The following is a 21,938-nucleotide window of genomic DNA, read 5'->3' on the forward strand; positions in this document are numbered from 1 at the left end:
CCTGTGGTGGGGTGTGGGCGTGGCTTCCTCGTCGGTGCGCGGTAAGGCCCGCGCGTGACGTGGGTCGTTCCGCGCGCCCTTTTCAGGCGAGCGGACAACCCTACGACGCAAAGGGAGGTAGACAATGGGTAAGCACTCATTGGATACACCCGGACGCAAAAGAAAAGACCTTGACGCCACGAAGCTTAGATGGCTCGATGTGGCAATCAAGGTCATAACACTTGCGACCGTAACAGTGAAGCTCATTGCAGTGATGCTTCACATGGGTCTTTAAGGCCCGAGGGTCTCAACGAGTAGCCGCTCGTTGGGGCCCTTTTATTGTACAGCCACAACTCAAAGATGAACTGTGCTGTCACGTTTTAGGCTAATGCGCGCGCGACAGTTTCGCAATACTCCCACACTGAGCCCGGAGCCTCTTTTTCTTTGCTGCGGCAGGAAACCCTGGGTTAAGCCTTGTTCTTGGGGCTGAAAACAAAAGTGCCCCCAGACCTGCACATTCAGGGCTGGGGGATTTGCGGAGGATGTGGGATTTGAACCCACGAGGGTCGTGAAACCCGCACGCGTTCCAGGCGTGTGACATAGGCCGCTAGTCGAATCCTCCAACGACGCATTTTCTCGTTCCGCGGGCGTACCCGCGGAACGCGTCGGGGTATTACTTTAGCGGATGGGGCGGAGGGGGCAAAATTGGTGGTTGGAGTGGGCGTCGATAAGCGAGAAGGGGGATTTTTGAAGACGGTGCCAGGAACTACTACACTCAGGCGCAGGATCTCACGCGGTGCTTATCTTGTGAACTCCCCCAGGGCGGGAACGCAGCAAGGGTCAACGAGCTCTGGCAGGTGCGTGAGGTCCCCTTATTTTTCCCACAGGGGGTAGGGGAGTGGGCGGGGCGCATGTACTCTGGGCGGAGTAAATGAATCCACTCCAAAAGGAAGTGATCCCATGTCCTTGCTTGATTTGGATACCGCTGCGCGCGAAGAGCTCACCGCGAAGGTGCGGGAGGAATATGAGGCGCTGAAGGCCCGTAACCTCAACCTTGATTTGACGCGCGGTAAGCCGTCGACGGAGCAGCTAGACCTGAGTAATGATCTGCTGGAGCTGCCCGGCAAGGACACGTATGTGGATGCCACGGGCGCGGATGTGCGCAATTACGGCAACCTGCAGGGCATTAAGGACATCCGTGACATCTGGGGTGAGCTCATTGGTGTGCCGGCGGAGAACCTGTACGCGGGCGATGCTTCCTCGCTGAACATCATGTTCGACCTGATCAGCTGGTCGTATGCCTTTGGCAACAATGACTCGCAGCGCCCGTGGAGCGCGGAGGAGACCGTGAAGTGGATCTGCCCAGTGCCGGGGTATGACCGCCACTTTGCTATCACCGAGCAGTTCGGGTTTGAGATGATCACGGTGCCCATGCTCGAAGACGGCCCGGATGCGGATGCTGTGGCCGAACTGGTCAAGGACCCGGCGGTCAAAGGCATGTGGGTTGTGCCGATGTTTGCTAACCCGACGGGTGCCACCGTAACTGAGGAGGTTGCGCGCAAGCTCGCCTCGATGGAGACAGCGGCGCCGGACTTCCGAATCGTGTGGGATAACGCCTACGCCGTTCACACCTTCACCGAGGATTTTCCGCCGATTATTAACGTCCTTTCGGCCGCCGCCGAAGCCGGCAACCCGAACCGCTTCTGGGTGATGAGCTCCACATCCAAGATCACGTACGCTGGCGCCGGCGTAGCCTTCTTCGCCGCATCCAAGGAGGACCTGGACTGGTACGCCTCCGTCGCTGGTATTCGTGGCATTGGCCCGAACAAGATCAACCAGCTGGCACACGCGAAATTCTTTGGCAGTGCAGATGGTGTGCGTGCGCACATGCAGAAGCACGCGCAGATCCTCCGGCCGAAGTTCGAGGCCGTCCTGGACATCCTGGAGCGCCGCCTGGGCGAGTACAACGTTGCACGTTGGACCACTCCGACCGGCGGCTACTTCATCTCCCTCGACGTTGTTGACGGCACCGCCACCCGCGTATGGGAGCTCGCCCGCGAGGCCGGCATCACACTAACCAAGGCTGGCTCCGCCTTCCCGAAGGGGGAGGACCCGAACGACCGTAATATTCGTCTTGCGCCCTCGCTTCCGCCTATCGGCGAAGTCCGCACCGCCATGGACGGCGTAGCCACCTGCGTCCTGCTCGCCGCACTGGAGAAGCTTGAGGCCTAATGGAACCTGAAGAAAGGCTTGCTTGGCTCACCAGTGTGCTGGGCCCGCTCGACGTTGCAGATGCCGGTGGTGGTTTCCTCATCGGCGTGTCTACCGATGTCCCTGCTGCCGTGAGCGTGGGCTTTAGCGATGTGGACAGTGGGCTGATGGTGGACGGGCCGGATGCTGATTCCGAGCACCCGACGGACGTGCGCTGTGAGATCATTTGTGCCGCGTCCGGCGCCAGCCCTGAACAGCGCGCCATCGCGGTAGCAAGAGCATGGCACGCACTAGTGGACACCAAAACACCCGCCCAACCGGAGACACTCCTGCCGGGGCTAGTAGATGATCCGGCACTAGCCATCCACCACGGCCTGCTGCGTGAACCGCAGATCTTCGACCGCGGCACCCCAATGATCACGGAACCGGGCCGGATGACGCTACTGCTGGAGCTGGTGCTGCTCACCGATGAGGAATATGGGATCGCCGCCGAGCAGGGCCTAGACGTGTTAGAGCGCCGCTTACGCCGCCGCAGCACAGACCTGGGGGACTGGAACCGCGACTAGGCCATCTGACGCTACTAGCTGATCCCTCGTTCAGACAGGTACATGAGGATCGCGCGGACGCGGCGGTTCTCCTCATCGGGCGTGAGCCCGAGTTTGGCAAAGATGCTGGATACATGCTTGGCCACCGCGGCGCCAGAGAAATAGAGCTTCCCGGCGATCTCGGCATTGGACAGGCCTTCGGCCATGAGCTCGAGCACCTCGCGCTCGCGTGGGGTGAGCGTGGTCAGCCAACGTGAGCTGGCGGCCATGAGCTCACTGGCGACATCGGGGTCGATGACCACGCCACCGCTGGCGACGGTCTCGCATGCCTGGACGAAGTCTTTCACCTCGGCAACGCGGTCTTTGAGCAGGTAGCCGGTCCCGCCGTCGCCACCGGAGAACAATTCGCGCGCATAAGCAGGCGCGACATATTGGGATAAGACGAGCACATTGACAGGGCCCTGCTCGCGCAGCGCGAGGGCTGCTTGGAGTCCATCGTCGCGCATGGTGGGTGGCATGCGGACATCAGTGATCACCAGGTCAGGAGAGTGTTGCGCCACCGCACCGGGTAGCGCATCTGCGTCACCAACCTGCTCGACGACCTCGTGGCCGCGCCGAGTCAGCAGACCCGCAACCCCTTCACGCAGTAAGGCGGAGTCATCAGCGATCACGATCTTCATGGTGCCAGTCCACTTTCTCCTCGGTACAGCAGCAACGGTATCCGTGCGGTGACGGTGGTAGGGCCACCGTGGGGTGAATGCACTTCTATTGACCCGCCGAATGCAGCGATGCGTTCTCTCATGCCATCGAGCCCACCACCGTGGACAATGCGGGCGCCACCGTCGCCGGAGTCAGTGACAGCGACATTCAACGTGTGATCGCAGGTGATCAGCACACTAACGGGCGCGCCAGGGGCATGCTTCGCGGCATTGGTCAGGGCCTCAGAGGTGAAGAAATAGGCGGCGGCGAGGACGGAGTCGTCGATAAGCGGAAGCGCGTGCGGGGCACGGACGGTGACGTGCGGACCGTATTTCGCGGCGGCGGTTTCCACGGCTTCGATAAGTCCGCGGTCGGTCAGTTCGCGCGGGTGAATGCCGTGCACGGTACGGCGGAGGGCGTCGAGGCCGTTTTTGAGGTCGCGGGCGGCGGCGTCGAGAAGCGGCGAGTCGGTCTCCAACTGTGCTTCGCCGAGCTTCATGGCAGCGGCCACGAAATATTGCTGCGCGCCATCGTGCAGGTCGCGCTCAATGCGCAGGCGCTCGATCTCGTACGCTTCCGCGATCTTGCGCCGGGACGCCGTGAGCTGGTGAATTGCTCGCGCCGCCTCGCGCTCGTGGTTCTTCTTCCGCCACATGCACACGAGGGTAGCGGGGTAGTGCTAGCACTACCCGTATTTGGGAGCCTGCGCCATGGCGGCCGCGCGCAGCAGGCGGTGAAATGGAACCATGCTTGAACTGAACGACATCACCAAATCATTCACCCAGCAACGGGTCCTCGAAGGCATCAGCCTGAACATCGAACCAGGCGAATCCGTCGCGATCATGGGACCGTCCGGCTCCGGCAAATCAACGCTGCTTCACTGCATGTCGGGGGTGCTCGTGCCCGACCACGGGGAGGTCCGCTTCACCGGACGCGACATCGCACAGCTTAACGACGCGGACCGGTCCCAACTCCGCCTCGACCACTTCGGCTTCATCTTCCAGGACGGGCAGCTCATGCCTGAGCTGACTGCGAAGGAGAATGTGGCGCTGCCGCAGATCATGCGGGGTGAATCCCGCGCGAAGGCTCACGCGGAGGCGACAGACATGCTCACCCGTCTAGGTCTTGGCAGCTTTGTGGACCGCTTCCCGGGGCAGCTCTCCGGCGGGCAGGGCCAGCGCGTCGCCATTGCGCGTGCGCTGGCCGGGCCTCCGTCCGTGGTCTTTGCCGACGAGCCGACCGCCGCGCTTGACCAGGCCACCGGCCACGAGGTGATGCAGCAGATCACCGCCGTTGCCCAGAAATTCGGGGTGACGCTCGTGCTGGTCACCCACGACCCGAAGATCGCCCAGTGGTGCGACCGCCGGATCGAAACTCGCGACGGCCTTATCCACTCCGAGGGCGCCACGAAGGCGGTGCAGGCATGAGCGCGATGACATTAATGACCGCTGCGCAGTCCTCCTCCACAGAGGGCCGTGCGCAGCGCCAGACCGGTGAACGCTGGGTGCGTGCTTTGTCACTCATGGCATTTTCGGTGTCCACCTGGATCCTGTGCACTCTGGCTGCCGGAACATGGATGTTCGCGCAACGCATGTGGCACCCGCATGAGGCGGTGAGAGCCATCGAAGCAGACCTCGGCGGCCCAATTACGTTGAGCTACGTCTTCCTCGCTCTCTTCGCGTCACTGCTAGTGGTGCCAACCTTGCTCGGCTTGCTCACTCAGGCTGCGCGTGCGAATCTCGGCGGCCGCGAAGAACAGTTGGCGATCCTGCGTCTTATCGGCGCGACCTCCGGTCAAGTACGCGGGATGATGATTCTCGATGCGTTGCGCCAGGCACTCGTCGGCCTCGGGCTTGGCACTGTGCTGTACCTGGTCAGTGTGCCTGCGTGGTCGCTACTGACTTTCCAAGAAAAGCGCATCGGCACATGGGAGATGTTCACCTGGTGGGTTGTGCCTGTCGCCTGGATCGTGGTGCTCGCTTTGGCCGCCGCGTCCGTGTGGCTGGCTCTGCGGCGTGTGGCCGTTACCCCGCTGGGAGTGACCAAGAAGATCCCGCCAAAGGGGCAAAGCTTGATCACTCTGGTCAGCTCTGTCGTGGCCATGATTGTCTTGTACCGCTACTTGAGCGCACTCACGCTCGCCCCGGGGGCCGATGCCGCCGAATTCATAATGGTGCTCGTCATCGTTGCCGGCGTATTGACGGTCAACGCTCTCATTGCCGTCGGCGTGATCCAGTTGATCGCCCGATTCAGCTACCTGCTTCCTGGCTCCGCCAACTACGTGGCCACCCGCCGCGTCGGACGTGGTGCAAAGACAACGTGGAAGCGTGTCGCGGCGTTGTACTTCCTTGCATTCACCGCTGGCTTCTGTAGCTGGATTTCTGCCCTTCCAGAAGTGGAAGAGGATCCGGCCCTAAAGATGATCACCGCCGATATTCCCGCTGGTGTGGCCCTCACCGCGATCTTCGGTGCCATTCTTCTCGTCGCCTCTACACTGCTTACTCAGGCATTGGCAGTGGTGGAGCAGAAACATTTGACCAAGTCCCTCTACTTCATTGGTGCGCCCGCGAAATACCACACCTCCGTGGCCATCCGGGAGATCGGCGTACCGATGGCCCTGGTCACCCTATTGGGCTTCGGCATGGGCAACCTGCTGGGCTCCGTCATGGTCGCCGTTCCCGTCGACGTGTTACCCCAGCTCACCCTCTTCGCAGCGCTGATCTTGCTTGTGCTCGCAGGCTGCATTGCCGCCGTCGCCGCCACGGGCAAGCTCCGCGAGCGGGTGCTGGCCGAGACCGGTCGCCTCAACGACTAGTGCCTCGCTGCTGTGTATGAACTGATCTGCATGAACTAGACCGCATGAACTGAGCAAATCTAGAGTGCTTTGGCCTTGAGCCAAGAGTCGGGCGAGTATTCCTATTCGAGGAGACGTGAATATTGTGGACGGGCTTTCATAGAGTGGATGAGCAGCTCGTCCCCGTCTTCTGCGACTACAACGACCGTCTCAAGGAGCCTGGCATGTGTGTCAAAGCCGAGTCTCAGTTCCCTCCATTGGGTCGTTTCATCGTCGAGTGGCTCGACCCATATGGGGTTCGAGGCCGCCTGAATGCCATCAGATTCTGTGATGCCATGTTTGGTGGCGGACTTCGCACATCTCATGCTGCGGTGAAAGCTTCGATTGCTTGGCGGATGAGCTCGGACCGGGTCAGGTTCTTCTTGGTGGCGAGATCATCGAGTGCTTTCAGCTCATCGTCAGTAAGGCGAACAGCAACGACCTGTGCTGGGGTCATTCCCCGTCCCGGGCGTCCGCGGCCGCGCTTCTTTAGAAGCTCTGGGTCGTAACCGATTTCGGCCTCCGCAACCCAAGCGTCGATTTGTTCTTGGCTGGCGTTCACAGGCATAGGAATACTGTATAACGAAAATATCTGCGTAGGCAATGCCCGTTTACGGACAGGCCCACGTTGCGTGTCCTAGGCGCCTAGTAGGGTGAGACCGTGGCTTTGTACCGGAAGTATCGCCCAGCCTCGTTCGCCGAGATGATTGGGCAGGAGCAGGTGACCCGCCCGCTGTCCACAGCGCTGGACAATGGGCGTGTTAATCACGCTTATTTGTTCTCGGGGCCGAGGGGCACGGGCAAGACGTCGTCGGCACGCATTTTGGCGCGTTCATTGAACTGTGCGGAAGGCCCGACATCAACGCCGTGTGGTGTGTGCCCGTCGTGTGTGTCGCTCGCGCCGGGTGGGCCGGGCAACCTTGATGTGACGGAGATGGACGCCGCCTCGAACGGTGGCGTGGATGAGATGCGTGAGCTGCGTGAACGCGCCTATTTCGCTCCGGCAGAATCGCGCTACCGCGTGTTTATTATCGACGAGGCCCACATGATCACCGGCGCGGGCGCGAACGCCCTGCTCAAGATCGTGGAGGAGCCGCCGGAGCACCTCGTGTTCATTTTTGCCACGACGGAGCCGGAAAAAATCATCGGCACCATCCGTTCGCGCACCCACCATTACCCCTTCCGCCTGCTGACGCCGCAGGCAATGCGCCAACTCGTCGAGCGCACGGTCGCCGCGGAAGGCGTCACCGTCGACGAAAATGTGTACCCGCTGGTCATCCGCGCCGGTGGTGGGTCGCCGCGTGACACGCTGTCCATCCTCGACCAACTCCTCGCAGGCGCCGGCCCCGAGGGTCTCACGTATGAGCTCGCCTTACCGCTCCTTGGGGTCACCGATCTCTCGCTTATCGACGCAACCGTGGACGCCCTCGCCTCCCACAACGCCGCCGCCCTCTTCCAAACCGTCGACGATGTGATCGAAGCCGGCCACGAACCCCGCCGTTTTGCCATCGATCTGCTGGACCGCCTGCGTGACCTGATGATCATTCACGCCGTCCCAGATGCCTTCGGCCAGGGCCTCGTGGATGCCCCCACCGACCGCGCCCAGATCCTCGCTACCGAAGCCGACAAATTCCCCGGCAACCAGATCGCCGCCCTAGCCACCGAGGTCAACGAGCGCATCACCTCCCTCCGCGGCGCCACCTCCCCGCGCCTGCTGCTAGAAATCATGATGGCGCATCTCCTCGGCGTCGCCGCCGGCACACAAACCCCGGCCACGATCACCGGCCTGGAAGAAATCCGCGACGCCTCCGCCGCCGCCACCGGCGTGGGCGACCAACCCCGCGGTGCCGCCGCTGCTTTAGCCGCCGCAGCCGCAGTCCAAGCCACCGTGAAGCCGGCGTCCCAGTCCACCCCCGCCCCGCGCGAGGCGCCCAAACCCGCGCCTGCGCGGACGCCGGAGCCTGCGCCTGCTGCTGCTCCTGAGCCTGCTGCTGCTCCTGAGCCCGCTGCTGCTCCTGAGCCCGCGCCTCAGCCTGCACCTCAGTCGGCGCCCGTCTCCGCTCCAACTCCGGAGCCGAAACCTGAGCCGACATCCGAGCCCGCATCTGCACCTCAGCCAGAACCGTCCCAGCCTGAGGCCGAGCCAGGTGAGGACTTAATGCAGCGCATCCACAAGGAATGGATCACCCTGCGGCAGTTTGTGGGTGAGCGGAACAAGGTCGCTGAGATCATGCTCGCGGAGGCCAAGCCGTTAGGCATGGAAGGCACCACCTTGGTGGTGGGCCACAACACCGGCGCGTTGGCGGAGCGTATCAACTCCGAGCACAACAACAAGGACATTGTTGCTGCGCTGAGCGAGAAGCTGGGTACCGCTATCGCTGTGCGTTGTGTGGTGGGCACGGACCCAAAAGCAGAGGGCTTCAGCCCGGCAAAGGATGAACCGGCGGCATGGAACCCGTTGGTCTCCGAGGCTGAAGCAGAAGCAACGGAAGCACCTCAGAAGCAGGAGCCAACGCCAAGCCAAGGGCCAACTGAAACGGGTGCCGCGGCCGCCGTGGCGGCTGCCGCTGATGCAGCAAAATCAACACCAGCCAATCCATGGTCGCGTCCACCGCGGAAGGTAGGTGGGGATGAACCCGCCCCGGCCCATTTCAGTGATGGTGCTCCACTGCCTCCAGAACCCGCGGACCCGGATGTTCCGAGCGAGGCGCCGGAACCCGGGTACACCCGGGAAGACGAAGAGCGTGACATGGTCGACCAGTCAATGGAGGCTGGCGAAATTGACCGGCGCAACCCGACCGAGGTGGCCATGGACTTGCTTGCCGAGGAACTCGGCGCGCGACCGCTGTAAAACAGCCGGTACACTAGGGCCCAGATCTAACAAAAGTTGTGAAGAAAGGTACACACTATGACGCAGCCAGAGCAGTCCGGAATGCCCGATATGCAGGAACTCATCCGCCAGGCGACTGAGGTTCAGGCACAGATCCAGCGTGCACAGGAAGAGATCCTCGCCGCTGTTGTCCAGGGCACCGCGGGTGGCGGTCTTGTCACTGTCACCATGACCGGTGGCGCTGAGATCACGGACCTGACCATTAGTCCGGAGGCAGTGGACCCTAATGACGTGGAGACTCTGCAGGATCTCATCCTCGCTGCTTACCGCGATGCGCACGCCAAGGCTGGCCAGCTCGCGCAGGAGAAGATCGGTCCGCTGACTCAGCCGCAAACCGATGATGGCAATGATTTTGCCAAGATGTTCGGCGGCAACTAGTCCTAGGCAAATTAAGATTTACGGGGCCTTAGGGCCCCGTTTTTCTGCGAGGAGGAACCATGTTTGAAGGCCCGCTCCAGGACCTTATCGACGAATTTTCTCGCCTACCCGGCGTCGGCCCCAAAAGCGCACAGCGCATTGCGTTCCACCTCCTGAAAACGGATCCGGATGACATCGATAGATTGCGAGCAGCCCTGGCTGCTGTCCGTGACGGAGTTGCCTTCTGCCGGATCTGCAATAACGTCTCCCGCGAAGAGATCTGCCGCGTGTGCGCCGATAGTGGCCGGGATGCTGGCCTGATCTGCGTAGTGGAAGACGCAAAGGACATCCAGGTCATTGAGCGGACGGGGGAGTACACCGGCCGATACCACGTGCTCGGAGGGGCACTGGACCCCTTGGCCAATGTGGGCCCCAAGGATCTTGCCATCTCCACCTTGCTACAGCGCATCGGCGGTGTCCTGCCAGATCGTGATGGCGTTGCGCCGGAGGATAACCCTGTGATCCACGAGGTCATTCTGGCTACAGACCCGGACACCGAGGGGGAGGCCACGGCTTCCTACCTTGCACGGCTGTTGAGGGACTTCCCCGACCTCACCGTCTCCCGCCTAGCCTCGGGTATGCCCTTGGGCGGGGACTTGGAGTTCGTGGATGAACTCACCCTGTCGCGCGCCCTCACCGGCCGCCTGAAACTGTAGTACTTGCTGCTACCAGCGGCCCGCCGGCCGCCAGCCGCCTGCCCACTAGGCCGCGCCTGCCACCCCTGCTCCCGCGCTTATTAGTCTTCCTCCGCCTCGCGCCTGTCATCCCGCCTCCGCGCCAACCTATCCGTCTGTTCACTTGTCCGTCTGTTCACTTGTCTACCGTCGGCCCACCCGTGGCACCAACCGTGGGCAGGTTAGTCCCGTCCACGCAATGAATCCCACCATTCACATGAACAACATTTGACCTGGGATTTTAGGGACCGATTTCAGACGGGACTAACTTCCTCGAAGGGCAGGAGAGAAAGCGTGGCGAAAGCGGGGAAACGTGCACGGGGATGTGGGAGGGGGAAGCAGGGGAAGAATGGGACGAAGGAAGTGGGGAGCGGGCGAGCGGAGGAGCGCCGCCGGTCATCGCTGCCCTCAAGTTATGGGCAGGTTAGTTCCGTCCGCGAGATGAGTCCCTCCAGTCACACGGGAAACATTTGACCTGGGGTTTCGCGGGGGCGCTTCGAACGGGACTAACTTCCCCCGAAACGGTGGCGGAGGGGGTGGAAGGGGGAACCCAGGGAAGTCCGGCGAAGGCGGGGCGCAGGGCGCGGAGGAAGGGCAGGGCGCGGGCGCAAGGCGCCGAGGCAGGGTGGGGCACAGAGCGCGGGCGCAGAGGAAGGGCCGAAGGGGGCAGGGAAGCGGGGGAAGACTTAGCGCATGCGCTCGGCGCGGAGGCGGTCAACCTCGGGTAGCTCGAGGGGTTCGAGGTCAGCGAGGGCGACACCGAGGGCGCGGGCGAGGATGAGGTCGGCCAGCTCCGGGTTCCGGGCCAAGGCGGGGCCGTGCATGTAAGTGGCGATGACGCTGCCTTGGACAACGCCTTCACCATTGGTGCCGCCGGTGGCGTTGCCGTTACCGGTGCGGATTGTGCCTAGGGGTTGGGCGTCGGGGCCAAGGACGGTGCCGCCAAGGTGGTTTTCAAAACCGGTGAGGGGCTGCGACAACTCTTTGGTGATGCCGGCGCGGGTGGGGGTGGATACTACTTCGCCGATGGAGCGGGAGGGGAGGGAGGAGGTGGTGGCGTCGATAAGCGAGAGGCCGTCGACGAGCTTGCCGTGCGCGCGGAAGGAAACGCCAAGGACCTGCAGGCCGGCGCACACTGCGAAGATGGGGCGCTGGTTGGCGGCGGCGCGGGTAAGTCCACCGTCGGCGATGAGGTGTGAGGCTGCGAGGACCTGCGCGGAATCTTCGCCGCCGCCGAGGGTGTAGGCGGAGAGGTCGTCGGGGACGGGGTCGCCGAGTTTGATGGGGATGATTTCGGCGTTGATCTCGCGCATGCGGGCGCGGCCGCGGAGGACGAGGGCGTTGCCGTCATCGCCGTAGGTGCCCAGGATGTCGGGCAGGATGAGGCCGATGGTTAGTTTCTCAGCCATGGGAAACCTCCTTGAGCAGCGCAGTTTTAAGGTTGAGCAGTGCGGTGTAGTTGGCTAGGACCTCGATCTTGCCGGGTGGGCAGGCCTGAATGGCTTTCAGCGGATCGTGGATGAGTTCGTGCGAAATGCCGGCGTAAAGCAGGCGTACTGCGAGGTCGGTGCCGCGCTCGCCGGAGGCTTTCACAGCGATGTCATCGAACTCCTCAAACTTGACGTCCCAAAGCCAGGAGAGGTCTTCGCCGTCGCCTTGTTGACCGTTGACGGCGATGACGAGGCCGTCGGCCTCCCGGTTCACCATGGACAGTGCTTCCTGCCAGCCGGCGGGGTTCTTGGCCAGGAGCAGGTGGATGTCGCGGTCGCCCCAGGTGATGGTGGTGTAGCGGCCGGCGACGTCATCGACCTGCTCCGTTGCCGCGATGGCGGCGGCGGTGTCCACGCCGTACACGTCCACGGCGGCGGCGACAGCTTGGGCGGCGTTACCGCGGTTGGCGCGGCCCGGCAGAGCAAGGTCGAGGGGATGGGTGGTGCCATCGGGGGCGGTTAGGCCCTCATCGGTCACGCTCCACTGCGGGGTGGGGCGGCGGAACTCTCGGCCGTCTTTGAGCGGTTTGGTGGCGTACCAGTCCTCGGAGGTGCGCACGATGTGCCCATCGCCGCGGGGATTGGATACGGAATCGCCCAACCAGCCGGCGCCGGCGGAGACCCAGACAACGCGCGGAGCGTCGAAGGCCACGGAGGTCATCAGCACATCATCACAGTTGGCCACCACGGTCATGCTCGGGTGCATTTCCACGGTCTTGCGTAGGGCGCGTTCGATGGAGTTGATTTCCCCCACGCGGTCAAGCTGGTCGCGTGTGAGGTTGAGCAGCACGAGGGCTTCTGGTTTGAGCCGTTGCGCGATGGCGGGCACGTGCAGTTCATCCACCTCCAGGACCACGTGCGACGCAGAAGAGTCAGCCAGGAGGGCGGAGATGATGCCTGCATCCATGTTGTCACCACCATCGTTGGAAGCGACGGTGAACTTGGTACGCAGGGCGCTCACCAGCATGCGGGTAGTGGTGGATTTACCATTTGTGCCAGTGACCAGGATGGTCGGCCGGCCAGCAAGCTCGTCCAGAATATTCGGGTCGATCGCGCCGGCGACCAAACCGCCGATCATGCCACCAGCACCGCGCCCAGTTGCGCGGGAAGCGGTGGTTGCGAGCTTTGCCGCGGTCACCGCGACTGTGGAACGCAAACGTTGAAACGGCCCTGCTTTTCCAGTGCCGGGGGTGCTCGAACTCATGGGATAAAACCTTAGACGATCTCAGGTAGGCACCGCGAGGGCGCGCTTATTGGTTGCGCAGGATGGTGAAAAACTCGTCGTCGGTCAGGAGTGGAATGTTCTTGCGTTCCGCGTGCATAGCCTTGCCACGCAGTTGCGATGCGGGGCCGGTGATGTTGCTGATCACCAGCGATGTTTCACGCGAGAGCTTTTCCGTGTACACCATGTCCGCGTCCAGGATGGCTTGCACGATCTCATCATGGTCCACGGCAACATCGTCCGTGACCACCACTTCCATGCCGGGGCGCAGCCCAGATCTTGCGGTGTATATGCCTGGATTGCCCTTCGTTGGCTCGGCCTTCTCCGCTTGAACGCGGACGCGGGAACGCTGTAGCCCAAACCGGTCATTGGTCAATTCATCGGGAGTGCGCGTGACAAGCTCGACGGCCTCACGTTGGTGCAGGTAAAGCTGCATCAACGCGAGGCTTCGCGCGCGCGAGGTTGTCTCCTCGGGCTCTGTTGCACGCGCAGCACTTGCCTCGGCGGGCGGCAGCTCAATGCCGGCTTTCGCGGCCACAGCCTCAAGGCGCGCATCCGTGGTTACGGTTCCTTGTTTCCGGGCCGTTGCAAGCGTATCGACGATCCCAATCGGCGCCGGCACATGCCCCACCCGCTGCCTCCGCCGCCCCTGCCTGCGGTTACGGGAACGGTTTGACCGCGCTGCAGCGTTCATTGCGCGGCGCGATTCGGACACGATGAAACCCCACGCAAAAGGCGCATCGTGGACAATGAGCGTACGCCCATCAATGAAGCGGTCCAGGGTACGCAGGCGGCGCCCGAATTTTGGTGCACGGTCAAACAGGCTGTACTCCACACCGTGCATGTGCCGTGGACCTGGGTCCCCACCAGTGTTGAAGATGGCGTGGAACTCATCCCCAATCTCACCCGCATCATTGAAGGCCACACCATCAAGGGTGACTAAGCGTCCGGTGTTCGGATGAATATTTGTTGCTTGTGGGTACAGCGCCACGTACGGGTAAAGCTCCGTGAGGTTCAACTCCGCGACTGGTGTGTCGTTGTCTACCACTGCAGCTCCAAAATCGGAATGGGTGCAGGTGCATTCGGGTTCGGGCGCGGAGCAGGAGCAGGAGCCGGTGCAGGAGCGGGAGCTGGTGCCGGCGCCGGCGCAGGAGCTGGTGCCGGAGCAGGTGCTGGTGGTGCTGGCTGAACGGCTGCTCGTGGGGGAGCCGGGGCAGGAATGTAATTAGGCTCAACAGGTGCCGGGTTCGGATTCACCGGCTCGGGCTCAGGCTCGGGCTCCGATGAAGAGGAATGTGTTTCCGATGTCGGAGACTTTTCCGTTGAAGCCGTCGGCTGTGATGAGGACGCTGAACTCGTAGTGTTCGTCGAGCTGGAATCACTCACATACGCATTGATTTCACGGGCACGCTCATCAACACCAGTGGAATATGCGATCAACCCCACCACGCCCAACGCGATGGCAGCACACAACACGGACGCCACCTGCATATTGAGGAAAGACGACAGGTCAATCCGTCGCGTAACACCACGGTGCGCTGCACGCTCCACATCCGCTTCCTGCGCTGCTTCTTCCGCCACAGCGTCAGCTGCGAAAGCCTCGTTGTGTGAAAGAGGAACCGAAGCCGGTGCCGGTGTTGGCGTTGGAACTGGTCCCGGTAAAACGGGGAGATCAGCGGGCACCGGGCCGAGGGGATCGGCGTGGATGGTGAGGACCGGTGCGCCGTCGACAAGCGAAAAAACGCCGTGCGCAAGCGCGATCAACCCGCGACTTTCCAGCATGCGCAAGGACGGGCTGAGCTCAATGCCTGCAGAACCATCCAATTCACCCACGATCGTGCCGTCCATGCGGGCGACAACCTCACCGGCGGCATCGAAACCGATCTCCACGGCAACACGCGCCCCATCGGTCCGCACACCAGTAGCTGCCACGCCAGCTTCATCGAGGTGAATCACGCGGGGAGTGCCTGTTGGCAACCACACACTTTGAGTATGCGGGGACAGTTCAGTGCGATTACTACCTGCATTAGCAGCATCCTTACTCATGTCGCCTCCCATCCGCGTGAAACCATAAACAAAGCTCTTATAAAAGAGCCTAGTCGCGGATAGTTACTGGCCCAAAGGCTGCCTGATATTCAGGCTGCGGTTAGCGGCAGAGACCATTGCTTTAATGGACGCGCGAGTGGTGGAACCAGCAATGCCCACACCCCACGCATCCGAGCCGGCGACAGTGGAGCGGATGAAGCACACAGCATCCGCATCCCCGCCAGCCGTGCGTGCCTGCTGGCTGTAGTCCGTCACCTCATAGTCCAAGCCAAGGCCGCGCAGCGCATCGGCGAAAGCAGCGATCGGGCCATTACCGGAACCTGTGATCGTGGTGGTTGCACCGTTGTAAACCACACCGGCCTTCACCGTTGCTTCATCCTCATCGGTCTCAGCCGCATCCACGTGGAGGCTGACCAGCTCAAGCGGGGTTTCCACATCCAGGTACTCACCGGCGAAGACATCCCACATGTTCTTGGAATTGACCTCGCCGCCCTCTGAGTCCGTGATGGCCTGCACGACAGAGGAGAACTCCGCCTGCATCGGCTTGGGCATATTGATTCCGTGGTCTGTCTTCATGATGTAAGCCACACCACCCTTGCCCGATTGGGAGTTCACGCGAATCACTGCCTCATAATCGCGGCCCACATCCTTCGGGTCGATGGGCAGGTACGGGACCTCCCACACAGTTTCGCGCAGCTCCTCCCATGCCACATCTGTGGAGGACGCATCCGGGCGGACCTTCTGCGCCAAAGCGTCGAGCCCCTTATTGATTGCGTCTTGGTGTGAACCAGAGAACGCCGTGAACACCAAGTCACCGCCGTAGGGGTGACGCTCCGGTACACGCAACTGGTTGCAGTACTCCACCGTCTCACGGATGCCGGCGATGTCAGAGAAATCAATCTGCGGGTCAACGCCCTGAGTGAGCATGTTCAGGCCCAAGGTGACCAAATCCACGTTGCCGGTGCGCTCACCGTTGCCAAAGAGGCAGCCCTCAATGCGATCCGCGCCGGCCAGGTAACCCAGCTCCGCCGCCGCGACGCCCTCACCGCGGTCATTGTGGGGGTGCAGGGACAAGATGATGGAATCACGCTTTTTAAAGTTGCGGTGCATCCACTCAATGGAATCCGCGTAGACGTTTGGAGTGATCATTTCCACCGTGGCCGGCAGGTTGATAATCATGGGGTCCTCCGGGGTGGCCTCCATGACGTCCACCACCGCGTCACACACCTCAACGGCGAAGTCCAGCTCCGTGCCGGTGAAGGATTCCGGCGAGTACTCCCAACGCCAGTGGGTGTCCGGGTAATCCTTCGCAATGTTCTTGATCAGCTCAGCCGCATCCGTAGCCAACTGCTTGATCGCCGCGCGGTCCTTGCGGAACACCACTTCACGCTGTAGCTTCGAAGTGGAATTGTAAAAGTGCACGATCACGCGCGGCGCACCAGCGCATGCCTCAAAGGTGCGGCGGATGAGGTGCTCTCGCGCCTGGACCAGAACCTGAATGGTCACGTCCTCCGGGATCATGTTCTCTTCGATGATCTCGCGCACAAAGTTGAAGTCCGTCTGGGAAGCGGAGGGGAAACCAACCTCAATTTCCTTGTAGCCCATCTCCACGAGCAGCTTGAACATGCGGCGCTTGCGCTCCGGGCTCATCGGGTCAATCAACGCCTGGTTGCCGTCGCGCAGATCCACCGCGCACCACTGCGGTGCCACGGTGATCTTCTTGTCCGGCCAGGTGCGGTCCGGCAACGTGATGTCCTCGACCTCTTTGGCAAAAGGCAAGTAGCGCTCAAAGGGCATTGAGGAGCCACGCTGAGTGTTCCACGCCGGCTGGCCTGGATTACGTGGGCCGTTAGGCTTGCGGGTTTCAGCGGGCGGTGCAATGTGGGAATCGGAAGGGGTCATGGCTAGATCCTTAAAAACTAGGTCCTTGAAAATCAGGAGTGAAAAGTGAGGCACGGCCGGCATAACAAACTCCGCGACGGGGTGCCGGCCGTGAAGTGGTGGCCTAGAACCCGCCGCGGCTTAGAAGTAGGGCAGCTCCTTGGTGGTGAGCCGCCACACGCGGTGCGTGAGCCGATGACATGGTTCACATCGTAGCCAAGAAGCAGGCTCGCGCAAGCATTACGTGAGTATTAGGTGTGCTTTACGTGCATGTTAGGGCACCCTACATCTTTTGAACGACATCTTTTTGACGGTTAGGATAGCGCTTGCATTTACAAATCGCGTTTCTTTCATTGATCACCAGCCGGCATGTCGGCTGGGAAGGAGTTTGCCATGAAGGCCCTGTACCAATCCGCCGTTGTTTATTTGATCCTGGGCCTGTGCGCTGGCCTCTACTACCGCGAATTCACCAAGATCCAGGACTTCCCCGCAGGCGAGTTCACCCAGCTCGGCGTGACCCACACGCACCTGCTCATGTTGGGTTTCTTCGCCTTCCTCATCTTCCTGGCGCTGGAGAAAGCCTTTGCAGTATCGCGCGCCGGAAAGCTGTTCACCACCTTCTTCTGGACGTACAACCTCGGCGTCATTGTCACCACCGCCATGATGGTGTGGCACGGCAGCCTCACGGTGTTGGGGCAGGAGGGAAACGCGATGATCTCCGGTATCGCTGGGCTTGGCCACATCTTCCTCACCATCGGCCTGGCCTGCTTCATCATTGCGCTGGGTCGCGCTATCAAGCAGCCAGCCACTGAGGCAACCCCTGTGAACGCCTAGGGCTAAACCGACTTCCGCGACAGGAAATACGTTGCGGCGAACATTGCTATGACCGCCACTGCCATGAGGGCCCAGCCCGATATGGTGGTGACGATAAATTTTTCGCCCAACAGCACCATACCAAGCGTGTAGGCCAAAAGTGGCTCAAAGATTTTCATTGCGGGCAGGGACTGCGAAAGGTTGCCTGCCCCGAAGGCGTATTGCTGCACAATCGTGCCCACCACAGCAGCCGCGAGCAGCGCGTACAAAGGCCAGGTCGTGACCAACTCTGTCAGGCCACCCCGCACGAATGCGTCAACGGTCGTTTTGGAAAACACCGCCAAGTAGCCAAAGATCGCACCGCACACCGCGCCCAAAAGAAAAGCGCGAAAAACGGAAGCTTGTCGCTTTGCGACGATCACGGTGACCACCATCGCCGCCACCCCAACCCCCACGGCCAGGAGCCATTCCGAGCCCGACGCCATGCGCGTGCCGGGTGTTGGCCGCCCCAGAATCACCAGCACACCTACCGCAATAGTGAGGACTGTTGCCCAGAACGATTCATCGAGCTCCATCCGCCGTTTTTCCACTCGGGCCGACAAAATCAACGTCATCAGCAGTGACAGCACCAGTACGGGCTGCACCACGAGAAGTGCACCGAAGCTGAGCGCCACCGCCTGAAAACCGTAGGCGAGCCACGCCAAAGAAAGGGACAGCCACCAGACGGGGCGTTTGAGTGCGCCGATCGCACCGACAGAGTCTTCATGCTCTGCGTTGTGGCGAAGAACAATTTGGTGGCGCCACACCGTACCAATGGCGATAGTCAGCGCCGATAAAAGGGCGAAGACTACAGCGAGGGTGTTGTTATGCACGCACAGCATGGTAGTCAACCTGTTGGTGAATGTATGACAACAAAACTTGGGGCGCGTACCCGTAAAGTAGGTACCGCACATTGTTCGGGTAGATACGGGGCTTTCATATTCGTGGCCCGGGATAGAAGAAAGGCGAACTGTGGCACTGATCGTCCAGAAGTACGGCGGGTCCTCTCTCGAGAGCGCGGAAAGGATCCGTGCGGTGGCGAAACGGATCGTCGATACGCAAAAAGCGGGCAATGATGTTGTGGTTGTCTGCTCCGCGATGGGCGACACGACGGATGAGCTTTTAGATCTAGCAGCGCAGGTCAACCCCACGCCACCCCCGCGTGAAATGGACATGCTGTTGACGGCGGGTGAGCGCATTTCCAACTCCCTGGTGGCAATGGCCATCGCGTCCTACGGCGCGCCCGTACAATCCTTCACCGGTTCGCAGGCCGGCGTGATCACCACCGAACGCCACGGCAACGCCCGCATCCTTGAGGTGACCCCCGGGCGCGTGCAAGAGGCCATTGACGCAGGCAAGATCGCCATCGTCGCCGGCTTCCAGGGCGTCAACCGTGCTACCCGTGACGTGACCACCCTTGGCCGCGGCGGTTCCGATACCACCGCGGTGGCGCTGGCCGCGGCCCTGGAAGCTGACGTGTGCGAGATCTACTCCGACGTTGACGGTGTGTACAGCGCTGACCCACGCATCGTCTCTGATGCGAAGAAGCTCGAACACCTCTGTTTCGAGGAGATGCTTGAGCTAGCCGCGTCCGGCTCAAAAATTCTGGTTCTGCGCAGCGTCGAATACGCCCGCGCATTCAATGTTCCCATGCGAGTACGCTCGTCTTACAGCAACGACCCCGGCACGCTGGTGTCCGGAGCGATGGAGGATATCCCCATGGAAGAAGCAGTTCTGGTTGGTGTGGCTACCGACGACTCTGAGGCAAAAATCACCGTCCTCGGCATCCCGGACGTGCCGGGTGAAGCCGCGAAGGTGTTCCGCGTGCTCGCTGATGCAGAGATCAACATTGACATGGTCTTGCAGAACACCTCGTCGTTGCATGACAACACCACTGACATTACCTTCACCCTCCCCATCGCTGATGGCCCGCGCGGCATGAAGCTGCTCGAAGACCTGGTGCAGCGCGAAGGCTGGCAGAATGTCACCTACAACGATGAGATTGCCAAGGTCTCCCTCATCGGTGCCGGCATGAAATCCCACCCGGGCGTCACCGCCGAATTCACCGAGGCGCTGCGCGACAAGGGCATCAACATTGGCATGCTCAACACCTCTGAAATCCGCATCACCGCCGTTGTTCGCCGTGCGGACATGGAGGATGCCGCGCGCGAGATCCACGAGAAGTTCGACCTCGGCGGCGACGAGCCAGCCGTGGTCTATGCAGGGACCGGGCGCTAAAGCCCATCCGCGATAAACGAAAGCAGATTGGAGTAATTCAATGACTACCGTCGCAGTCGTCGGCGCAACCGGCCAGGTCGGGCAGGTCATGCGCGATATTTTGGAGCAGCGTAACTTCCCCGCGGACAAAGTCCGTTTCTTCGCCTCCCCGCGCTCAGCCGGTAAGGAACTTGAGTTTCGCGGTGAGCAGATCGTGGTGGAGGACCTCACCCAGGTCACGCCCGAATCCGTGCAGGACGTTGACATTGCACTTTTCTCCGCTGGCGGTTCCACCTCAAAGGAATGGGCCCCCGTTTTCGCTGAAGCGGGCGCTACCGTGGTGGACAACTCCTCCGCATGGCGCAAGGACGAGGACGTCCCGCTCATCGTCTCCGAGGTCAACCCGGATGCGGTCAAAGGCCTGAAAAAAGGGATTATTGCCAACCCCAACTGCACAACGATGGCAGTCATGCCTGTAGCCAAGGCGCTTCACGACGCTGCCGGGCTCGCCACCATGCGCGTCGCCTCCTACCAGGCAGTCTCCGGCTCGGGCCTGGCCGGTGTGGAAACGCTGGCGAAGCAAGTTGCTGAGGTAGGCGACCACAATGTAGACCTCACCCACGATGGCTCCGTGTTGTCTCCAGCTGACCTCGGCCCCTACGTCGCGCCCATCGCCTTCAACGCACTGCCGATGGCCGGCAACCTCGTTGATGACGGCACCTTTGAAACCGACGAAGAACAAAAGCTCCGCAACGAATCCCGCAAGATCCTCGGCCTACCCGATCTGAAAGTCTCCGGCACCTGCGTCCGCATCCCGGTATTCACCGGCCACACCATGGTCGTACACGCCGAGTTCGAGCGTGAAATCACCCCGGACGAAGCCAAGCGCGTTCTCGACGCCGCGCCTGGTGTCACCGTTGTTGACGTACCCACCCCGCTCGACGCCGCAGGCAAGGACGACTCCCTCGTCGGCCGCATCCGCCAAGACCAAGTCGTGGACGGCAACCGTGGCCTCGTCTTCGTCGTCTCCGGCGACAACCTGCGCAAGGGTGCAGCGCTCAACACGATTCAGATTGCTGAGCTGCTAGTTTAATCCCCTGCGCCCGCCACAAGATCCCGGCGGGCGCGAGCCACACGCGAACGGATCGTGCCCACACGCACGTTAGCGATCTTCGCCGCCTCCTCATACGTATAGCCCAGGACCTGGGTGAGGATGAGGGCTTCTCGACGTTCGGCCGGCAGACCGTCGAGAAGCGAACGCGCATCCAACACTTCACTCCACGTATTCGAATTATCGGGGCTCGGCTGCTGCCCTGCGACATCGTCATACTCAACCGCAGCCTTACGCGGCCGCGCCATGTCATGCCGCACCGAATCCACCCACGTGCGGCGGGCCAACGACAACAACCACGTACGCGCACTCGACCGAGCCGCAAACCGCGGCAACGAACCCATCACACGCAAATACGTCTCCTGCGTTAAATCATCCGCATGCTCCCGGCCCCCAAGATGCGCAAGCAGCCGCCACACATCCTCCTGCGTCGCGCGAATGAACTCAGACAACGCCTGCTTATCGCCACGGCCAGCGCGCAGCGCCAACTCCGTCACGTAGGCATCGTCCCTCTTCATCACGGAAGATGACGTTACCAGCAGCGAATTCGGCGACCCCTTGATGGAAGCTGCCGTGCTAGTCTGCTGCCAACGGGCTCAGCCGTTGAACCTCCACTTAAAAGGAGAGCGCCGATGACTGGGCCCTTTTACTGTTCTTGGGAGCTTCGGGGAAACAGAGTTAAACCGCAATCGTCGTCGGTTTGGTTCCGCGCCAAATGTTTGAAACTTTTTTCGTTTTGTAGGGAACCGGGCTGTTTGTGCACGTCATCTGGCTACGTGGCAAGTTCTGGCGCGCGGGGCCTGTGGATGGATTTTTGGGTTATCCACAGGCTTTTCGGCCCCTAGCTGCGCGTTTTTGGTTTTCGGTTTAG

General features: G+C 61.6%; 20 protein-coding genes, 1 tRNA gene and 1 other RNA gene. 11 read left to right on the plus strand and 11 right to left on the minus strand.

Annotated features, from left to right (window positions below; all coding sequences use genetic code 11):
- Window positions 1–515: 515 nt before the first annotated feature.
- A tRNA-Ser gene (locus HMPREF2129_RS09215) sits at window positions 516–601 on the minus strand.
- Between the two features lie 158 nt (window positions 602–759).
- Between HMPREF2129_RS09215 and ffs the strand changes: the two genes are divergently transcribed.
- The 3 genes from ffs (at window position 760) to HMPREF2129_RS09225 (ending at window position 2,756) form a co-directional block, all read left to right on the plus strand.
- Window positions 760–858: signal recognition particle sRNA small type (gene ffs / locus HMPREF2129_RS10895), an RNA gene on the plus strand.
- A gap of 81 nt (window positions 859–939) precedes the next feature.
- A complete protein-coding gene (locus HMPREF2129_RS09220; protein ID WP_034665842.1) occupies window positions 940–2,211 on the plus strand; it encodes a PLP-dependent aminotransferase family protein in 1,272 nt (423 codons plus the stop codon).
- Window positions 2,211–2,756, plus strand: a complete 546-nt coding sequence (locus HMPREF2129_RS09225) for a suppressor of fused domain protein (RefSeq protein WP_034665845.1) — start codon at window positions 2,211–2,213, stop codon at window positions 2,754–2,756. Before HMPREF2129_RS09220 ends, HMPREF2129_RS09225 begins: the two co-directional genes overlap by 1 nt.
- Window positions 2,757–2,770: 14 nt before the next feature.
- Here HMPREF2129_RS09225 and HMPREF2129_RS09230 read toward each other — a convergent pair whose 3' ends face one another.
- Together HMPREF2129_RS09230 and HMPREF2129_RS09235 are read right to left on the minus strand one after the other, a co-directional pair.
- Window positions 2,771–3,415, minus strand: coding sequence for a response regulator transcription factor (locus HMPREF2129_RS09230; RefSeq protein WP_034665847.1), 645 nt, complete (start codon window positions 3,413–3,415; stop codon window positions 2,771–2,773).
- The gene (locus HMPREF2129_RS09235; protein WP_034665849.1) at window positions 3,412–4,089 is read right to left on the minus strand and encodes a sensor histidine kinase; all 678 of its coding nucleotides are present in this window, start codon (window positions 4,087–4,089) and stop codon (window positions 3,412–3,414) included. Before HMPREF2129_RS09235 ends, HMPREF2129_RS09230 begins: the two co-directional genes overlap by 4 nt.
- A gap of 91 nt (window positions 4,090–4,180) precedes the next feature.
- Here HMPREF2129_RS09235 and HMPREF2129_RS09240 point away from each other — a divergent pair, with 91 nt between their 5' ends.
- Both HMPREF2129_RS09240 and HMPREF2129_RS09245 read left to right on the plus strand, forming a co-directional pair.
- Window positions 4,181–4,861, plus strand: a complete 681-nt coding sequence (locus HMPREF2129_RS09240) for an ABC transporter ATP-binding protein (RefSeq protein ID WP_034665852.1) — start codon at window positions 4,181–4,183, stop codon at window positions 4,859–4,861.
- Window positions 4,858–6,249 carry an FtsX-like permease family protein gene (locus HMPREF2129_RS09245; RefSeq protein ID WP_084576781.1) on the plus strand — a complete coding sequence of 464 codons (1,392 nt, stop codon included), beginning with the start codon at window positions 4,858–4,860 and terminating at the stop codon, window positions 6,247–6,249. The genes HMPREF2129_RS09240 and HMPREF2129_RS09245 overlap by 4 nt, the downstream gene beginning before the upstream one ends.
- 340 nt (window positions 6,250–6,589) lie before the next feature.
- Here HMPREF2129_RS09245 and HMPREF2129_RS09255 read toward each other — a convergent pair whose 3' ends face one another.
- On the minus strand, window positions 6,590–6,835 hold the full coding sequence (locus HMPREF2129_RS09255; protein ID WP_034665859.1) for a ribbon-helix-helix domain-containing protein: 246 nt from the start codon (window positions 6,833–6,835) through the stop codon (window positions 6,590–6,592).
- Between the two features lie 93 nt (window positions 6,836–6,928).
- Here HMPREF2129_RS09255 and HMPREF2129_RS09260 point away from each other — a divergent pair, with 93 nt between their 5' ends.
- The 3 genes from HMPREF2129_RS09260 to recR are packed head-to-tail and all read left to right on the plus strand — an operon-like array spanning window position 6,929 to window position 10,230.
- The gene (locus tag HMPREF2129_RS09260; protein ID WP_034665862.1) at window positions 6,929–9,118 is read left to right on the plus strand and encodes a DNA polymerase III subunit gamma and tau; all 2,190 of its coding nucleotides are present in this window, start codon (window positions 6,929–6,931) and stop codon (window positions 9,116–9,118) included.
- Window positions 9,119–9,175: 57 nt separating this feature from the next.
- Complete coding sequence (locus tag HMPREF2129_RS09265; RefSeq protein ID WP_034665864.1) at window positions 9,176–9,535, plus strand: YbaB/EbfC family nucleoid-associated protein; 360 nt, start codon at window positions 9,176–9,178, stop codon at window positions 9,533–9,535.
- Between the two features lie 59 nt (window positions 9,536–9,594).
- Window positions 9,595–10,230 (plus strand): recombination mediator RecR, encoded by a 636-nt coding sequence (gene recR, locus HMPREF2129_RS09270; protein ID WP_034665867.1) that lies wholly within the window; start codon window positions 9,595–9,597, stop codon window positions 10,228–10,230.
- A 704-nt stretch (window positions 10,231–10,934) separates the two neighbouring features.
- Here the strand turns inward: recR and HMPREF2129_RS09275 are convergent.
- The 5 genes from HMPREF2129_RS09275 to leuA all read right to left on the minus strand — a co-directional run bounded on the left by HMPREF2129_RS09275 (window position 10,935) and on the right by leuA (window position 16,908).
- The gene (locus tag HMPREF2129_RS09275) at window positions 10,935–11,657 is read right to left on the minus strand and encodes a type 1 glutamine amidotransferase (RefSeq protein ID WP_034665870.1); all 723 of its coding nucleotides are present in this window, start codon (window positions 11,655–11,657) and stop codon (window positions 10,935–10,937) included.
- Window positions 11,650–12,942 carry a Mur ligase family protein gene (locus HMPREF2129_RS09280; protein WP_034665873.1) on the minus strand — a complete coding sequence of 431 codons (1,293 nt, stop codon included), beginning with the start codon at window positions 12,940–12,942 and terminating at the stop codon, window positions 11,650–11,652. Before HMPREF2129_RS09280 ends, HMPREF2129_RS09275 begins: the two co-directional genes overlap by 8 nt.
- Window positions 12,943–12,988: 46 nt before the next feature.
- A complete protein-coding gene (locus HMPREF2129_RS09285) occupies window positions 12,989–14,008 on the minus strand; it encodes a DNA polymerase III subunit epsilon (protein WP_052093098.1) in 1,020 nt (339 codons plus the stop codon).
- The gene (locus tag HMPREF2129_RS11165; protein ID WP_034665875.1) at window positions 14,002–15,006 is read right to left on the minus strand and encodes a hypothetical protein; all 1,005 of its coding nucleotides are present in this window, start codon (window positions 15,004–15,006) and stop codon (window positions 14,002–14,004) included. Before HMPREF2129_RS11165 ends, HMPREF2129_RS09285 begins: the two co-directional genes overlap by 7 nt.
- Window positions 15,007–15,069: 63 nt before the next feature.
- A complete protein-coding gene (leuA, locus tag HMPREF2129_RS09295; RefSeq protein WP_034665877.1) occupies window positions 15,070–16,908 on the minus strand; it encodes a 2-isopropylmalate synthase in 1,839 nt (612 codons plus the stop codon).
- Between the two features lie 372 nt (window positions 16,909–17,280).
- Between leuA and HMPREF2129_RS09300 the strand changes: the two genes are divergently transcribed.
- Complete coding sequence (locus tag HMPREF2129_RS09300; RefSeq protein ID WP_034665880.1) at window positions 17,281–17,721, plus strand: DUF2871 domain-containing protein; 441 nt, start codon at window positions 17,281–17,283, stop codon at window positions 17,719–17,721.
- A 2-nt stretch (window positions 17,722–17,723) separates the two neighbouring features.
- Here the strand turns inward: HMPREF2129_RS09300 and HMPREF2129_RS09305 are convergent, their stop codons facing one another.
- Complete coding sequence (locus HMPREF2129_RS09305; RefSeq protein WP_034665882.1) at window positions 17,724–18,581, minus strand: DMT family transporter; 858 nt, start codon at window positions 18,579–18,581, stop codon at window positions 17,724–17,726.
- Window positions 18,582–18,711: 130 nt separating this feature from the next.
- Between HMPREF2129_RS09305 and HMPREF2129_RS09310 the strand changes: the two genes are divergently transcribed.
- Together HMPREF2129_RS09310 and HMPREF2129_RS09315 are read left to right on the plus strand one after the other, a co-directional pair.
- Window positions 18,712–19,977, plus strand: coding sequence for an aspartate kinase (locus HMPREF2129_RS09310; RefSeq protein WP_034665885.1), 1,266 nt, complete (start codon window positions 18,712–18,714; stop codon window positions 19,975–19,977).
- 40 nt (window positions 19,978–20,017) lie between these two features.
- Entirely contained in the window at window positions 20,018–21,049 is a 1,032-nt protein-coding gene (locus HMPREF2129_RS09315) for an aspartate-semialdehyde dehydrogenase (RefSeq protein ID WP_034665887.1), read from the plus strand.
- Here HMPREF2129_RS09315 and HMPREF2129_RS09320 read toward each other — a convergent pair.
- A complete protein-coding gene (locus HMPREF2129_RS09320; RefSeq protein WP_034665892.1) occupies window positions 21,046–21,585 on the minus strand; it encodes an RNA polymerase sigma factor in 540 nt (179 codons plus the stop codon). The two genes, HMPREF2129_RS09315 and HMPREF2129_RS09320, sit on opposite strands and share 4 nt — an antisense overlap.
- Window positions 21,586–21,938: the final 353 nt, after the last annotated feature.

Origin of the sequence: Corynebacterium tuscaniense DNF00037, from assembly GCF_000759055.1 — a bacterium.
Classification (GTDB): Bacteria; Actinomycetota; Actinomycetes; order Mycobacteriales; family Mycobacteriaceae; genus Corynebacterium; species Corynebacterium tuscaniense.

Bases quoted from the DNA above. Each gene is read 5' to 3' on its own strand.
- HMPREF2129_RS09220 (WP_034665842.1), top strand. From the start codon at position 940: ATGTCCTTGCTTGATTTGGATACCGCTGCGCGCGAAGAGCTCACCGCG.
- HMPREF2129_RS09225 (WP_034665845.1), top strand. From the start codon at position 2,211: ATGGAACCTGAAGAAAGGCTTGCTTGGCTCACCAGTGTGCTGGGCCCG.
- HMPREF2129_RS09230 (WP_034665847.1), bottom strand. From the start codon at position 3,415: ATGAAGATCGTGATCGCTGATGACTCCGCCTTACTGCGTGAAGGGGTT.
- HMPREF2129_RS09235 (WP_034665849.1), bottom strand. From the start codon at position 4,089: ATGTGGCGGAAGAAGAACCACGAGCGCGAGGCGGCGCGAGCAATTCAC.
- HMPREF2129_RS09240 (WP_034665852.1), top strand. From the start codon at position 4,181: ATGCTTGAACTGAACGACATCACCAAATCATTCACCCAGCAACGGGTC.
- HMPREF2129_RS09245 (WP_084576781.1), top strand. From the start codon at position 4,858: ATGAGCGCGATGACATTAATGACCGCTGCGCAGTCCTCCTCCACAGAG.
- HMPREF2129_RS09255 (WP_034665859.1), bottom strand. From the start codon at position 6,835: ATGCCTGTGAACGCCAGCCAAGAACAAATCGACGCTTGGGTTGCGGAG.
- HMPREF2129_RS09265 (WP_034665864.1), top strand. From the start codon at position 9,176: ATGACGCAGCCAGAGCAGTCCGGAATGCCCGATATGCAGGAACTCATC.
- recR (WP_034665867.1), top strand. From the start codon at position 9,595: ATGTTTGAAGGCCCGCTCCAGGACCTTATCGACGAATTTTCTCGCCTA.
- HMPREF2129_RS09275 (WP_034665870.1), bottom strand. From the start codon at position 11,657: ATGGCTGAGAAACTAACCATCGGCCTCATCCTGCCCGACATCCTGGGC.
- HMPREF2129_RS09280 (WP_034665873.1), bottom strand. From the start codon at position 12,942: ATGAGTTCGAGCACCCCCGGCACTGGAAAAGCAGGGCCGTTTCAACGT.
- HMPREF2129_RS11165 (WP_034665875.1), bottom strand. From the start codon at position 15,006: ATGAGTAAGGATGCTGCTAATGCAGGTAGTAATCGCACTGAACTGTCC.
- leuA (WP_034665877.1), bottom strand. From the start codon at position 16,908: ATGACCCCTTCCGATTCCCACATTGCACCGCCCGCTGAAACCCGCAAG.
- HMPREF2129_RS09300 (WP_034665880.1), top strand. From the start codon at position 17,281: ATGAAGGCCCTGTACCAATCCGCCGTTGTTTATTTGATCCTGGGCCTG.
- HMPREF2129_RS09305 (WP_034665882.1), bottom strand. From the start codon at position 18,581: ATGCTGTGCGTGCATAACAACACCCTCGCTGTAGTCTTCGCCCTTTTA.
- HMPREF2129_RS09315 (WP_034665887.1), top strand. From the start codon at position 20,018: ATGACTACCGTCGCAGTCGTCGGCGCAACCGGCCAGGTCGGGCAGGTC.
- HMPREF2129_RS09320 (WP_034665892.1), bottom strand. From the start codon at position 21,585: ATGAAGAGGGACGATGCCTACGTGACGGAGTTGGCGCTGCGCGCTGGC.